Here is a 14,065-nt window from a genome sequence, read left to right on the forward strand (position 1 = left end):
TCTCGCTCTCTATTGCAGCCAGGCCGAGGGGCCGGCGCCGGCCTCGTCGAGCGTGTGGCCGGTCCGGAAACGGTCGAGCGCGTAGGCGGCGGTCAGCGGATGCGGCTTGCCGGTAGCCAGCATATGGGCAAAGCACCAGCCGGAGGCCGGCGTCGCCTTGAAGCCGCCATAGCACCAGCCGCCGTTGAGATAGAGCCCTTCTATCGGGGTCGGGCAGATGATCGGACTGGCGTCCGGCGTCATGTCCATGACGCCGCCCCAGTGGCGCAGCAGCCTGACACGCGAGATGCAGGGCATCAGGGCTATCGCGGCCTCCGCCACTTCGCGTACGACGCCGAGATTGCCGCGCTGGGCGTAGGAATTGTAGCCGTCGAGATTGCCGCCGAAGACCAGCCCGCCCTTGTCGGACTGGCTGACATAGAAATGATCTGCGCCATAAGCGACGACGTGATCGACCAGCGGCTTGAGCGGCTCGGTGACGAAAGCCTGGAGCACGTGGCTTTCGATCGGCAGTTCCAGGCCGGCCTTGGCGGCAAGGAGCGAAGTATGGCCGGCAACGGCGAGGCCGACCTTGCCGGCGCCGATCCGGCCCTTGCTGGTCTCGACGCCGACGATCCTTTCGCCGTCGCGGACAAAGCCGGTCACCTCGCAGTTCTGGATGATGTCGACGCCGTGGCCGTCGGCAGCGCGCGCATAGCCCCAGGCGACGGCATCATGTCGGGCGGTCCCTGCGCGGCCCTGCAGGATCGCACCATGGATCGGAAATCGCGCGGTTTCGGAGAAATCGAGATAGGGCACCATCCGGCGCACCGCGTCGCGGTCGAGAATGTCGGCGTCGATGCCGTTCAGGCGCATGATGTTGGCGCGATGGCTGAATGTGTCGAGCTGATCGGCCGAATGGGCGGTGACGATCTGGCCGCGCTGCGAAAACATCACATTGAAGTTCAGCGCCCGCGACAGGCCTTCCCACAGCTTGACCGAGAATTCGTAGAACTGGGTGTTGCCGTCGAGCAGGTAGTTGGAGCGGATCACAGTGGTGTTGCGGCCGACATTGCCGCCGCCGACATAGCCCTTCTCCAGAACGGCGACATTGCGGATGCCGTGGTTCTCGGCGAGGTAGAAAGCCGTCGCGAGGCCATGCCCGCCGCCGCCCACGACGATCACGTCATAGGCGGGCTTCGGCTCGGCCGCGCGCCAGGCGCGCTGCCAATTCTTCTGGCCGGAAAGGGCATTGCGGAAAATCGAAAACGCCGAATAGCGCGCCATATTCATGGTCTAGCGGACGATCAGGCCGGCCGGGGTGCGGGTCAGCACTTCGGCCCCCGCATCGGTCAGCAGCACGGTGTTGGAGATGAAATGGTCGCCGCGGCCGGTTCCCATCAGCCAGGACAGGATGTGGAAGCTCATCCCGGTCTCGATTTCGAGATCGGAATCGTGCCTGAGGCCCGTCACTGAATTGCCGCCGGTCCATGAGGGCGGCTGGCCAATGCCGACGAGATAGCCGCAATGATGGCGACGATAATGGGAGAGGCCGGCCTCGTCGGCGACGCCTTGCCAGGCGGCGTAGACATCGCGCGCCCTGGCGCCGGGCTCGAGCGCCTTGACGACGGCATCGAATGCCTTGGCCGTGACCTCGGCCATGGCGGCGTCTTCGTCCTTTATGTTGCCGATGCGGATCAGCCGGCCAAGCGGTGCGTGATAGCGCGAGACGCAGCCCGACAGTTCGACGAAGACCGGCTCGCCGCTGCGATAGATGCCGTCGCCCCAGGTCGTGTGCTCCTCGCCGAGCCGGGCGGCCGGCCGGATGAACGGGCCGAAGCCCGGCGCGTGGCCGCCGGCGCGCACCATCGCCGCCACGCATTGAGCGGCAACCTCCTGCTCGGCGGCGCCATCGGAGATGGCAGCGATCGCGGCACCTGCCGCGGCATCCGTGACCTTGGCGGCGTGGCGCATCAACACCTGTTCCTCGGCGCTCTTCACCAGCCGCATCTTGTCGACCAGTCCCGAGACGTCGCTCCATTTGGCGTCGGCCCGCGCCTCGAGCTTCAGGGCGAGGCCGTGGCTGAGGCCGGAGGTCCAGTGTTCGAGGCCTATTCGTTTGCCTGCCAAGCCGAGTTCGGAAATGATGCGCGCGGCGAGGTCGGCCGCGGTCTCGCTGTCGGAATGGCCACGGAATTCCGCTGCCTTCACCTGGTTCTCGATCGTCACTTTCTCCATCGACCGGGTGACCAGGATGGGGCGCCGGTCGAGCGTGACGATCAGGAGGTGCGGCGCGAAATAACCCCAATGGTCGAGGCCGGTGAGGTAGAAAACAGTCTCCGGCGAGGCAAAGACGGCGGCGTCGATCTCGCGCTCTACCAATGCCGTGCGAACTTTCGACAAGCGGCCGGCGATCTCGGCTTCGGAAAAGGGATTGCGGTCCATTGAGGTGTCCTTGAGTTGCCGGTCCTGGGCTGATGGTCAGTCAATGACGATGGGATCGCGGGCCACGTCGCAGAGCCGCTCGCCGCCGCCTTCGGTGACGCTGGGATCCTGGCAGATGGTGAGATCGAAGCCGGCCTTTGCCATGCGTTGCCTCACGTCGGCCAGTCGCTGCACGTATTCCGCCTTGCTGAACCCGCCCGACACGTCCAAAGCCGTTTTCCTTCCTGTCTCATCCAAATACGGTTCGTATCTGCATCGAGAAAGCACACCTTAATTGTGCACAACTTGCGTATCGCCAAGCCGCCAAATCGAGCTCTACGGCGATTTTTCGAGATTCGTACAGTGCGTCTTGCGATATGTCCAGATGAGTTGTATACCTCTTAGTGTGCTTGACACGATGGTGGAGAAACGTCGTTGGAGCCGGAAATTATCGAAGAAGAAAAGGGGAATGCATGTTCACGTCACAGATATCCCGCCGCGCGCTCGTGAAGGCCGCCGCCTGTCTTGCGCTTGCCGCGACCGCATTCACGTCACTGCCGGCCCATGCCGAAACGACGCTCGAACGCGCCAAGAAGGACGGCTATATCCGCGTCGGCTTCGCCAATGAGGCGCCGTTCGGTTTCGCCACGCCTGACGGCAAATTGACCGGCGAAGCGCCGGAAGTCGCCAAGGCGGTGCTCGCCAAGATGGGCATTGCGCAGGTCGACGGCGTGCTGACCGAATTCGGCTCGCTCATTCCGGGTCTCAAGGCCGGCCGCTTCGACATCATCGCCGCCGGCATGTTCATCAATCCCAAGCGCTGCGCCGAGATCAATTTTTCCGAACCGTCCTATGGCATCGGCCAGGCCATGCTGGTCGCGAAGGGCAATCCGAAAGGCGTGAAGGACTATTCGAGCATCAAGGACAATCCCGATCTCAAGCTCGCCGTGATGGCGGGCGCCGTCGAGGGGGGATATGCGAAGGATGCCGGCGTTGCCCAAGGACAAGTCGTTTCCTTGCCCGACCAATCCAGCCTGGTCGCGGCCGTCCAGTCTGGCCGTGCCGATGCTGCCGCGCTAACCGCGCTCTCGATCGCCGATATGGCCAAGAAGGCCGATGGCGTCGAATCGACCAAGCCCTTCGGTGAAGTTGCCGGCAAGTCGGTGAAGGGGCATGGCGGCTTCGGCTTCCGCAAGGAGGACACCGACCTGCAGGAAGCGTTCAATGCCGAACTGAAGAAGTTTCTCGGTACGCCGGAGCATATCGCGCTGGTCGAGCCGCTCGGCTTCGGCAAGGACTATCTGCCGAACAAGACGACTGCGGAGCTCTGCAAGGGCGAATAAATTCCCAACTGCTGGGCGGCGTGAAAGCGCCGCCCTCTTTTTTCCTCGGAGAAGCAGATGGGTATCCGTACGCTCGTTGCCATGCTGGTCGTTTCGCTGGCCTTGATCGCGGCGCTGGCGACGCAGGAGACATACAGGCTGTTCCTACCGGGACTATTGCAGGGCGCCGTCCTGACGATCGAGATCGCTATCCTCGGCAGCCTGCTGGCGGTCGTCATGGGCGTGCTCGCCGCGCTTGCGCGCATGTATGGTCCGGCGCCGCTCAGATGGCTGGCGACTGTCTATGTCGAAGTCTTTCGCGGCACCTCGGCGCTCGTGCAATTGTTCTGGCTGTTTTTCGTGCTGCCGCAATTCGGCGTCACGCTCGACGCGTTTCCCGTCGCGGTGCTGGCGCTTGGCCTGAATGTTGGCGCTTACGGATCCGAATGCGTGCGCGGCGCCATCCAGTCGGTCGCGCGCGGCCAATGGGAGGCGGGAACGGCGCTCAACATGAGCCGCGCGCAAATGCTGCGCCGGATCATCCTGCCGCAGGCCTTCATCGCCATGATCCCGCCCTGGGGCAATCTTTTCATCGAGCTTTTGAAATCGACGGCGCTGGTTTCGCTGATCACGCTCTCCGATCTTGCCTTCAAGGCGCAGCAGATGAACCAGAACACCTTCAAGACCATTCCCATCTTCACGCTGGTGCTGCTGATGTATCTCGCCATGTCACTGGTTGTTTCCATCGGCATGCGGCTTCTCGAAAGGCGGGCCTCGCTCGGCCTGGCGCGGGGGAGGGCGGCATGATCTGGGATTGGAGTTTTGCCGCGGAGATCCTCCCGGTGCTGGCACGCGCCGCCGTCGTCTCGATCGAGGCGACGCTGCTCGGCTTCGTCATCGCGGCTTTGCTCGGCCTGGTCCTCGCGGTAATCCGTATCGCAGTGCCCTGGACCGGCTGGACGATCTCGGTGCTCGTCGAACTGATCCGCTCGACGCCTCTGCTCATCCAGATCTTCTTTCTCTATTTCGTCTTTCCGAAATTCGGCGTCGTGCTCGACGCATTCACGGCCGGTGTTCTGGCCATCGGCATCCACTACGCCGCCTATTGCTCGGAAGTCTACCGCGCGGGCTTCGACAACATCCATCGCGGCCAGTGGGAAGCCTCGATCGCGCTCAACCTCTCCTCCTGGACGACCTTTCGCGACATCATCATCCCGCAGGCGATACCGCCGATCGTGCCGGCGCTCGGCAACTATCTCGTCGCGCTGTTCAAGGAGACGCCGCTGCTGTCGGCCATCGCCGTGCTGGAACTCATGCAGACGGCCAAGATCATTGGCTCCGAAACCTTCCGCTACACCGAACCGATCACGCTGGTCGGCCTGTTCTTCCTGGCCATGAGCCTGGTTTCGGCCGCGCTCATCCGTGCCCTCGAACGCCTGCTCAACCGGAGGACCGCGCGATGACCGAACAACCGATGGTCCGTTTCGACAATGTCTCGAAGCGTTACGGCGCGCTCACCGTGCTCGACGGGCTGAACCTCGAAATCGCGCGCGGCGAGAAGGTTTCCGTCATCGGACCGTCCGGCTCCGGCAAGACCACGGTCCTGCGCATGCTGATGACGCTGGAGACGATCAACGACGGCGTCATCTGGGTGGAAGGCGAGCCACTGACGCATATGAAGCAAGGCGGAAAGCTGGTGCCCGCCAATCTCGCCCATATCCGCCGCATCCGGGCGAAGATCGGCATGGTGTTCCAGTCCTTCAACCTGTTTCCACACATGACGGCGATGGCCAATTGCATCGAGGCGCCGATGACCGTGCTTGGCATGAAGCGGGCCGATGCCGAGGCACGGGCGGCCGAGCTTCTCGACATGGTCGGGCTGTCGCAAAAGAAGGATCACTACCCTTCCCAGCTTTCCGGCGGCCAGCAACAGCGCGTCGCCATTGCCAGGGCGCTGGCGATGCGGCCCAAGATAATGCTGTTCGACGAGGTGACGTCCGCGCTCGATCCGGAACTTGTCGGCGAAGTGCTGCAAGTGATAAGGCAAATCGGCCGCGAGCATGATTTGACGATGCTCATGGTCACCCACCAGATGGGCTTCGCCAAGGAATTTTCCGATCGCGTCTGCTTCTTCTACCAGGGCAAAATTTGCGAGCAGGGGCCGCCAGCAGAGCTTTTCGGCGCACCCAAGAATGAGCGGACGCGGCAGTTCCTGCACGCTGTCCTGGAGGCTGGATGACGCTTGATACGGATGCCTCGGCCAAGACCGTGCCGCCTTCGCGTCCGCTCTCGGCGCGCGAACGGTTCGAACGCATCTACCTGATCCTGCGCGACCGTATCTGCCTGCTCGACTACCCGCCGGGGAGCCGGCTCTCCGAGGAAGAACTCGCCCAGGAATTCGAGATCAGCCGCACACCGGTCCGACGCGTGCTGGCGCGACTCGAGGCCGAAGGCCTTGTGCAATCGGTCCACGGCGTCGGTACGATCGTTACCGACGTCGACATCGAGGAGTTGCAACAGGTCTATCATCTGCGACTGGAACTCGCGCTGCTGGTCGGCAAGCTTTCGCCAATTCCCCGAACGGCGGTCGACCTCGATCGCATTCGAGCGCTCATCGCGCGCTGCGATTCCGATATGCTCAACCCGGATCAGCGTGCCTTCCTGCAGTTGAATATGGACTTCTTCACTGAACTGTCCGGCATGACCGGCAACCAGCCTCTGCGCGAAATAAGCGAAAGGCTGTATTTTCAGGTTGCGCGCGTAGTCCTCAAGATGATGCCGCAGCTCGGCCTGGTGGAGGAGTTCACGGCCTTCCGGCGCGAAATGGAGGAAGTGCTGGCCGCCGCCGAAATCGGGGATTGGGAATCGATCGGGCACATCAGGCGAGCCCATATCTCGATGAGCTTTCGGCGCATGATGCGCCATGCCGGCCGATATGATGAATTTGACGGCAAGACCTGACGGTCGTCCTTTGTCACGGGGACGTAGCTTGTCATGCCGGCGGCGAGAAGCGCTGCTGCTCCCTCCTTTTATTCGGGGTGCCGCCGTTCAGCCACGGCATCAGGCACCACCACCAGCTTGCCGACGAAGTCCTTGGCGATGAAATCGGCTTGGGCGTGGTGGAAATCGGAAAGCCTGTAGACGCCGCCGACCAGCGGCCGGATCTTGCCTTCCTCGATATACCGCACGATACGGCGGAAATCCGCACGTGTGCCCTGGCTCGAGCCGTGGAGTTGGAGCTGCTTGAGATACATGGTCCTGAGATCGAGCTGGACGACCGGGCCGGCGATCGCGCCGGCGGTGGTGTAGCGGCCCTCGGGCCTCAGGATACGCAATAAGTCATTGAAGATCGCGCCGCCGACAAGGTCGGCCACGACGTCGACGGGCTGGCCGCCGGTCGCCTTGGCCACGGCGTGCGGCAGGTCGGCCACGCCACGGGTGATGACGGCCTCGGCGCCGATGTCGAGCACCGCCTGCTCCTTGCCCTTGCCGACCACGGCATAGGGAATGGCTCCGCGCGCCCGCGCCAGTTGCACGATGCCGGAGCCGACGCCGCCCGAGGCGCCGGTGACCAGCACGCGTTCGCCGGCCTTGAGCCCTGCACGTTCCAGCATCTGCTCGCCCGTGAGATAGGCGCAGCAGAAGGTGGCGAGTTCGACGTCGCTCAAGTCGGTGTCGACGACATGGGCGTTCTCGGCCGGAACGGCCTGGTATTCGGCGTAACCGCCGTCGCGGCCGTGGCCCATATAGTCAATGTCGGCGAGCGAATCGTCGTCGCGATTGTAGATCGAGAAATCGACCATCACTCGTTCGCCGATGCGATCCGGCGAGACCCCTGCGCCAACGGCAGCGACGGTGCCGACCGTGTCGGTGCCCTGGATGCGCGGGAAGGTCAGCGTGTTGCCCTGACGCCGCCATGTCGACACGGCCCCTGCGTCCTCCTCCGTGCCATAGGCGCCCTGGCGAACCCAGACGTCGGTGTTGTTCATGCCGCAGGCGCTGACCTTGACCAGCACTTCGCCGGCGGCGGGCACAGGCACTTTCACGTCGGTGCGGTAGACAAGCTTTTCCGGGCCGCCGTGGCCGGTAAGCTGCACGGCCGCCATGGTGGCGGGGAGGGTGGGATGAGAGGTCATCGCGTTCACTTCCGAATGCTTGGTAGGTTGGCGCTGCCTCTCACCTTTACCCTCTCTCCGTGAACGGCGAGGAGGTGCCGCAGGCGGATGAGGGGCAACGCCGATCATCGACAATTAGAGACTGGCGAACACGCTCCTTACGGCATCGGCGGTCTTGGCCACCACGGTGTCAGCCTCTTCGCGCGTCAGGCAAAGCGGCGGGGCGAAGCCCAGAATATCGCCCTGCGGCATGGCGCGGCCGATGACCCCGCTTGCGGCGAGGGCCGTGGCGATCTGCGGTCCGATCTTCTGCGCCGGATCGAAGAACACACGGTCGTCCTTGTCGGCGACGAACTCGACCGCCGCCAGCATGCCGTCACCGCGCACCTCGCCGACGTTTTTGTGGCCGCCGACGGCCTTCGCCAATTCGGCGCGGAAATAGGCGCCGGTCTCGCCGGCATTCCTCACCAGATCCATCTCATCGATCAGTTCGAGGTTGGCCACACCCGCGGCGACGCAGATCGGATGCGCCGAATAGGTCCAGCCGTGCCCGAGCGAGCCGAGCTTGTCGGAGCCCTGCACCAGCACCTGCCACATCTTGTCGGCGACGATGACGCCCGACAGCGGCGCGTAGGCGGAAGTCAGGCCCTTGGCGATGGTGATCAGGTCCGGCTTGATGCCGTAATGGTCGGAGCCGAACATGGTGCCCAGCCGGCCGAAGCCCGTCACCACTTCGTCGGCGACCAGCAGCACGTCGTATTTCTTCAGCACCGCCTGGATTTTCTCCCAATAGCCGGCGGGCGGCGGCACGATGCCGCCGGTGCCGAGAATCGGCTCGCCGATGAAGGCGGCGACGGTCTCGGGGCCTTCGGCCAGGATCATTTCTTCCAGCTTGTCGGCGCAATGCTGCGAGAACTGCTCCTCGCTCATCGAGCGGTCGGCACGGCGGAAATAATAGGGCGCCTCCGTGTGCAGGATCGGCGCGCGCGGCAGGTCGAATGCATTGTGGAAAAGATCGAGCCCGGTCAGCGACCCCGTCATGATGCCGGAACCGTGATAGCCGCGCCAGCGCGAGATGATCTTCTTCTTCTCCGGGCGACCAAGCACGTTGTTGTAGTACCAGATCAGCTTGATGTTGGTTTCGTTGGCATCCGAACCGGAGAGGCCGAAATAGACCCTCGACATGCCCTTCGGCGCACGGTCGATGATCATCTTCGACAGCGTGATCGAGGCCTCGGTGCCGTGGCCCACATAGGCGTGGTAATAGGCGAGGTTCTTGGCCTGGGCGGCGATGGCGTCGGCGATCTTCTGGCGGCCGTAGCCGACATTGACGCAATAGAGGCCGGCGAAGGCATCGATGCTTTTCCTGCCATTGCTGTCCCAGACGGTGACGCCTTCACCACCCGCCATGATGCGCGTCGGCGATTCACCGCGCGCATGCGTACCCATATGGGTCGAGGGGTGGAAGAAGTGATCACGGTCCCAGGCGGCGAGTTCGTTGGACTGGTCGAGCATTTTTTTGACTCCTTGAGGGATGGCCGGACGAAGCTATGCGACATCCAGGCAGAGATACTTCAGATCGGTGAAAGCTTCGAGCCCGTGACGCGAACCCTCGCGGCCGATGCCGGACTGCTTGACGCCGCCGAACGGGATCGGCGCACCGGTGATCTTGACGCGGTTGATGGCGACCATGCCGTAGTCCAGCGTACGGCCCATGCGCTGCTGTCGGGCGCCGTTCTCGGTCACGACATAGGCGACCAGGCCATATTCGGTGGCGTTGGCGCGCGCGGTCACCTCGTCCTCGCTGTCGAATGGTGTCACGGCTGCCACCGGACCAAACGTTTCTTCGCGCATGATCAGTGCCTCGTCAGATACGTCGGCCAGCAGCGTCGGCTGGTAGAACAACGGGCCGGCCTGGTGCCTTCTGCCGCCGACGAGGCAGCGGGCGCCATGGGCGAGCGCGTCGGCGACCTGCTCCTCGACCTTCTTGACGGCGCGCTCATGCATTAGCGGGCCGATGTCGCTTTCGTCGGCAAGGCCATTGCCGGTCCGCATCGCCTCGATGCGCTTGGCGAAGGCGGCACAGAAACGGTCGTAGATGGGCCGCTGGACATAGATGCGGTTGGCCGCGAGGCAGTCCTGGCCGGACGTGGCGAATTTGGCGTCGACGGCGATGCGCAGAGCCTTGTCGAGGTCGGCGTCGGCAAAGACGATCAGCGGCGCGTGGCCGCCAAGTTCCATAACCAGCCGCTTCATCGTCGGCGCGCTCTGGGCCGCGATCAGCCTGCCGATCTCGGTCGAACCGGTGAAGCTCATGGCGCGCACGCGAGGGTCCTCGCACATTCGCCCGACAATGATCGACGCCTTGCCTGTGACGACGTTGAAGACGCCGGCGGGCAGGCCGGCGCGCTCGCCGAGTTCGGCCAGCGCCAGCGCCGAGAGCGGCGTTTCCGAAGAGGGGTGAGCGACGATGGTGCAACCGGCGGCAAGGGCCGCAGCCGCCTTGCGGGTCAGCATGGCGGACGGGAAGTTCCACGGCGTCACGACGCCGACGACGCCGAGCGGCTCGCGCCGCACCGTCATTTCCGCGTTCACCAGATGGCTGGTTACGCATTCGGCATTGAGGCGCTTTGCTTCCTCGGCATACCATTCGACGAAGGAAGCGGCATAATCGATCTCGCCGAGCGATTCCTTCAAGGGCTTGCCCTGTTCCAGCGTCATCAGCAGAGCGAGATCGTCTTTCGCGGCGATGATGAGGTCGAACCATTTGCGCAGGATTTTCGAGCGCTCCTGCGGCAACAGCGCCCGCCAGGCGGGAAAAGCGCGCGCCGCCGCGTCGACCGCTCCTGTCGTCTGGCGGCCATCGAGCGCGGCGACGAAGGCCACCGTGGCGCCGGTCGCGGGATCGGTGACCTCGAAGCTCTCCGCCGCCTCGCTTGCCGTCCAGTGCCCGTCGACATAGGCAAGCTCGCGCAGCAGCCGGCGGTCGGCGAGGCGGTCGAGCGCTTCATGGCGGTGCGAACGGGCAAAATGCGCTGACATCATCGATTGCTCCCGATTGGGGTGATGCCGCAAGACTAGGGGCGTCGGCGCGAAGGATGAGGCTGTTTAGGTGCAGCTATATAGAGAGATTCTCTCTATTCGGCTGGAGAGCAGGACGATCTGTCTAGCCGCAGGGGTGGGGCGGGTGCTTTCGCGCATTCTCCGAGCGTTTCGTTCTCAGGCCTGCACCGGCAAAAGATCGGCAAGCGGCAGTACGGTCTCGTCCTTCACCGTCTTAATCACGATATAGGTGAAGTAGCGGTCGATGCCGATTTCGCGGTCGAGCAAGGCATCGACCAGCCGCTGATAGGTATCGATATCGCGCGCCATCACCTTCAGAACATAGTCGACGCCGCCGCCCACCGACCAGCAGGCCACAATCTCGGGTATGTCGCGGATGACGCGCTCAAAGCGGTCGAAATCGGCCTGGCGGTGGCTGGCCAAAGTCACCTCCATCAGCACGGTGGCGACGGGTGCGACAACGCGCATGGCAATCGAGGCATGATAGCCGGAGACGATACCGGCCTTTTCGAGCTTGCGCAGCCGCATCCAGCACGGTGTCGGCGACAGGCCGACCTTGTCGGCCAGCGCCAGCTTGGTGATGCGCCCGTCACGCTGGATGGCGTCGAGGATTCTGAGGTCGATCGGGTCGAGTTTCGCGGCGGCCATCTGTATCCACTTTTTGGTCCGCTGTACCATGACGGCGCATTATTTCGATTGTCAATTGCACTGATTTCGATCTCTAATAAGTCATGACATTGTGGCAACCCGATCCCGCGCTCATCCGGCGGCCGGCCTACCAGTCGCTGGCCGACCAGTTCGCGCGCGCCATTCATGACGGGCGGCTCGCCAACGGCGCGCGGCTGCCGACGCATCGCCGGCTGGCCGACGAGTTGAAACTATCAGTGCAGACGGTCAGTCGCGCCTATGAGGAATTGATTCGCCGCGGCCTGATCTCGGGCGAGATCGGCCGCGGCAGCTTCGTCCAGACGCAGCGGCGCGAGCCGGAACCGCCCTATCTGCCGGAGCGACTGGGCGAGGTGATCGATCTCTCGATCCTGAAGCCGGTCTGCGAGCCGATGCATCTGGAGCGGCTGAAGCAGGCTTTGGGCTGGCTGGCCGACAACCTGCCGTCGAGCTCGGCCCTGTCGTTCCGGCCCAACATGGTGTTTCCCCGCCACCGCGCCGTGGCGGTCGAGTGGCTGAAACTGTGCGGTCTCGATGCCTCGCCGCAGAATATCAGCCTGACCAATGGCGCCACCGCCGGCATGACGGTGGCGCTGATGAGCGTGGCCCCGCCCGGCTCGACGGTCGCTACCGAGGCGATCGGCCACCATACGCTGGTGCCGCTCGCCCGCTATCTCGGCTTCAACCTCGAAGGCCTGCCGATAGACGGCAATGGCCTGATCCCGGAAGCGCTGGACGAGGCCTGCCGGATCTCCGACATCCGCGCCGTGTTCGTGCAGCCTTCGGTGATCAACCCGACGGCGACGCTGATGGATGCGGCGCGGCGCGAGCAGATTGCGGCGGTTGCCCGCAGGCACGACATAGCCATCATCGAGAACGATGTGCTGGGGCCGCTGGTCGAGGACCGGCCGCCGCCGGTCGCCGCCTTCGCGCCTGAGCGCACGCTCTACGTCACGTCTTTCACCAAGATCGTGGTGCCTGGCCTGCGCATCGGTTATCTAGCCGCGCCCGACCGCTATGTCGCCGCGGTCGCCAACCGCCATCTGGTTTCCAACTGGATGGCGACGCCGCTGGTGGCGGAGATCGCCACCAAATGGGTGACCGACGGCACCGCGATGGAACTCGTGCGCTGGCAGCGCACAGCATTGCGGCGACGCCAGGACATCGTCGCCGAGGTGCTGGCCGGCGTCGACTATCGCACCCGGCGCGACGGACTCCATGTCTGGTTGCAGTTGCCGGCCGACCGTGCCGAGGAGAGCTTCGTCGCCCAGGCGCGCCTGCAAGGCGTGGCGATCGCGCCCGGCGCCTCCTTCCGTATCTCGCAAGCGCCTTGGCAACCGGCGGTGCGCATCTCGCTGGGTTCGACAACCGAAGGGGAACTGCGCGCCGGCCTCGGCGTTGTCACCAAGCTGCTGCTTGGCGACCCCGAGCATCTGCTGCTCGCAATCTAGCGAGATGTGCCGCTATCCAGACGATTGGCCGACCCGCCAAAGGCGTCCCCGTGCCGTCATTTCGGCTCGACTTGATCTCGATCCCGGCACATTGCTAGGCGCTGAATGCCCAAGAATTGTGCGGGATCAGAATAATTGTCATGATATTATTTTCCCGATTGACATGATTTGGCGGGTTCCGCATCGTTAAGGGCATAGGCTTCTCCAGCACGGGAAATTCGTTTGTCCGCATCCGCGCCTATCATCAAGGTCGATGGCATTTCGAAAAGCTTCGGCACCTTCAAGGTGCTGGATGGCCTGTCCATGCAGGTCATGCCCGGCGAGAAGCTGGCGCTGATCGGCCCGTCCGGCTCGGGCAAGACGACGATCCTGCGCATCCTGATGACGCTGGAGCGGATCGATGGCGGCCACATCCAGATCGATGGCGAGCATCTCTATCACATGGAGCGAAACGGCCAGCTGCTGGCCGCCGACGAGCGGCATCTGGCCAGGATGCGCCAGAAGATCGGCATGGTCTTCCAGCTGTTCAATCTGTTCCCGCACAAATGCGTCATCGACAACGTTACCCTGGCGCCGATGCTGACCAAGGGCACGCCGCGCGCCGCCGCCGAGAAGCGGGCGATGGAATTGCTCGACATGGTCGGCATGGCCGACAAGGCCAAGGCCATGCCGGCGCAGCTTTCGGGCGGCCAGAAGCAGCGTGTCGCGATTGCCCGCGCGCTGGCACTGTCGCCCCGGATCATGCTGTTCGACGAGGTCACCTCGGCGCTCGATCCCGAACTGGTCGAGGAGGTGCTTAATGTGATGCGCAAGCTCGCTGCCGAAACCGACATGACGATGCTGCTCGTCACCCATGAAATGGGCTTTGCCCACGACTTCGCCGACCGGGTGCTGTTCTTCGACCGCGGCCGCATCGTCGAGGAGGGCAAACCCGACGAGATTTTCCGCCATCCCAAACAGGAGCGCACGCAAGGTTTCCTGAAGAAGATCATCGCGGCCGGACATCGCGTCTGACCGCCATGCCCGAGGCGGCGACGCCGTCCGC

Annotated in this window: 14 protein-coding genes; 7 read left to right on the top strand and 7 right to left on the bottom strand. The window is 63.9% G+C overall.

The features are described 5' to 3' along the window. Positions 1–9 precede the first annotated feature (9 nt). Genes LB551_RS01775 through LB551_RS01785 form a run of 3 tightly spaced genes read right to left on the bottom strand, consistent with a single transcriptional unit; the run spans position 10 to position 2,634 of the window. Positions 10–1,266 carry a sarcosine oxidase subunit beta family protein gene (locus tag LB551_RS01775; RefSeq protein WP_140552074.1) on the bottom strand — a complete coding sequence of 419 codons (1,257 nt, stop codon included), beginning with the start codon at positions 1,264–1,266 and terminating at the stop codon, positions 10–12. A gap of 9 nt (positions 1,267–1,275) precedes the next feature. Beyond that, on the bottom strand, positions 1,276–2,424 hold the full coding sequence (locus LB551_RS01780) for a M24 family metallopeptidase (protein WP_224657992.1): 1,149 nt from the start codon (positions 2,422–2,424) through the stop codon (positions 1,276–1,278). 36 nt (positions 2,425–2,460) lie between these two features. Further along, complete coding sequence (locus LB551_RS01785) at positions 2,461–2,634, bottom strand: hypothetical protein (protein ID WP_224657993.1); 174 nt, start codon at positions 2,632–2,634, stop codon at positions 2,461–2,463. Between the two features lie 242 nt (positions 2,635–2,876). Here LB551_RS01785 and ehuB point away from each other — a divergent pair, with 242 nt between their 5' ends. Genes ehuB through LB551_RS01810 form a run of 5 tightly spaced genes read left to right on the top strand, consistent with a single transcriptional unit; the run spans position 2,877 to position 6,686 of the window. After that, complete coding sequence (gene ehuB, locus LB551_RS01790; RefSeq protein WP_140499283.1) at positions 2,877–3,746, top strand: ectoine/hydroxyectoine ABC transporter substrate-binding protein EhuB; 870 nt, start codon at positions 2,877–2,879, stop codon at positions 3,744–3,746. 57 nt (positions 3,747–3,803) lie between these two features. Next, complete coding sequence (ehuC, locus tag LB551_RS01795) at positions 3,804–4,532, top strand: ectoine/hydroxyectoine ABC transporter permease subunit EhuC (RefSeq protein WP_224657994.1); 729 nt, start codon at positions 3,804–3,806, stop codon at positions 4,530–4,532. Beyond that, on the top strand, positions 4,529–5,188 hold the full coding sequence (gene ehuD, locus LB551_RS01800; RefSeq protein ID WP_140499281.1) for an ectoine/hydroxyectoine ABC transporter permease subunit EhuD: 660 nt from the start codon (positions 4,529–4,531) through the stop codon (positions 5,186–5,188). Before ehuC ends, ehuD begins: the two co-directional genes overlap by 4 nt. Then, on the top strand, positions 5,185–5,964 hold the full coding sequence (gene ehuA / locus LB551_RS01805; protein WP_140499280.1) for an ectoine/hydroxyectoine ABC transporter ATP-binding protein EhuA: 780 nt from the start codon (positions 5,185–5,187) through the stop codon (positions 5,962–5,964). The genes ehuD and ehuA (LB551_RS01805) overlap by 4 nt, the downstream gene beginning before the upstream one ends. Continuing rightward, positions 5,961–6,686 (top strand): GntR family transcriptional regulator, encoded by a 726-nt coding sequence (locus tag LB551_RS01810; protein WP_224657995.1) that lies wholly within the window; start codon positions 5,961–5,963, stop codon positions 6,684–6,686. The genes ehuA (LB551_RS01805) and LB551_RS01810 overlap by 4 nt, the downstream gene beginning before the upstream one ends. Before the next feature lie 68 nt (positions 6,687–6,754). On the opposite strand, the gene LB551_RS01815 is transcribed toward LB551_RS01810, so the two are convergent. From LB551_RS01815 to LB551_RS01830, 4 genes are all read right to left on the bottom strand, one after another. Next, a complete protein-coding gene (locus LB551_RS01815; RefSeq protein WP_224657996.1) occupies positions 6,755–7,870 on the bottom strand; it encodes an alcohol dehydrogenase family protein in 1,116 nt (371 codons plus the stop codon). A 105-nt stretch (positions 7,871–7,975) separates the two neighbouring features. Next, on the bottom strand, positions 7,976–9,355 hold the full coding sequence (locus LB551_RS01820; protein ID WP_224657997.1) for an aspartate aminotransferase family protein: 1,380 nt from the start codon (positions 9,353–9,355) through the stop codon (positions 7,976–7,978). A 33-nt stretch (positions 9,356–9,388) separates the two neighbouring features. Next, positions 9,389–10,882: an NAD-dependent succinate-semialdehyde dehydrogenase gene (locus LB551_RS01825; RefSeq protein ID WP_224658186.1), complete on the bottom strand. Its 1,494-nt coding sequence runs from the start codon at positions 10,880–10,882 to the stop codon at positions 9,389–9,391. A 177-nt stretch (positions 10,883–11,059) separates the two neighbouring features. Next, positions 11,060–11,551 (bottom strand): Lrp/AsnC family transcriptional regulator, encoded by a 492-nt coding sequence (locus LB551_RS01830; RefSeq protein ID WP_140552067.1) that lies wholly within the window; start codon positions 11,549–11,551, stop codon positions 11,060–11,062. Positions 11,552–11,634: 83 nt separating this feature from the next. Here LB551_RS01830 and LB551_RS01835 point away from each other — a divergent pair, with 83 nt between their 5' ends. Both LB551_RS01835 and ehuA (LB551_RS01840) read left to right on the top strand, forming a co-directional pair. Further along, a complete protein-coding gene (locus LB551_RS01835) occupies positions 11,635–13,020 on the top strand; it encodes a PLP-dependent aminotransferase family protein (protein WP_140499275.1) in 1,386 nt (461 codons plus the stop codon). Positions 13,021–13,242: 222 nt separating this feature from the next. After that, complete coding sequence (gene ehuA, locus LB551_RS01840; protein WP_140499274.1) at positions 13,243–14,034, top strand: ectoine/hydroxyectoine ABC transporter ATP-binding protein EhuA; 792 nt, start codon at positions 13,243–13,245, stop codon at positions 14,032–14,034. Positions 14,035–14,065: the final 31 nt, after the last annotated feature.

Source organism: Mesorhizobium sp. BR1-1-2 (assembly GCF_020165435.1).
Lineage (GTDB): Bacteria > Pseudomonadota > Alphaproteobacteria > Rhizobiales > Rhizobiaceae > Mesorhizobium.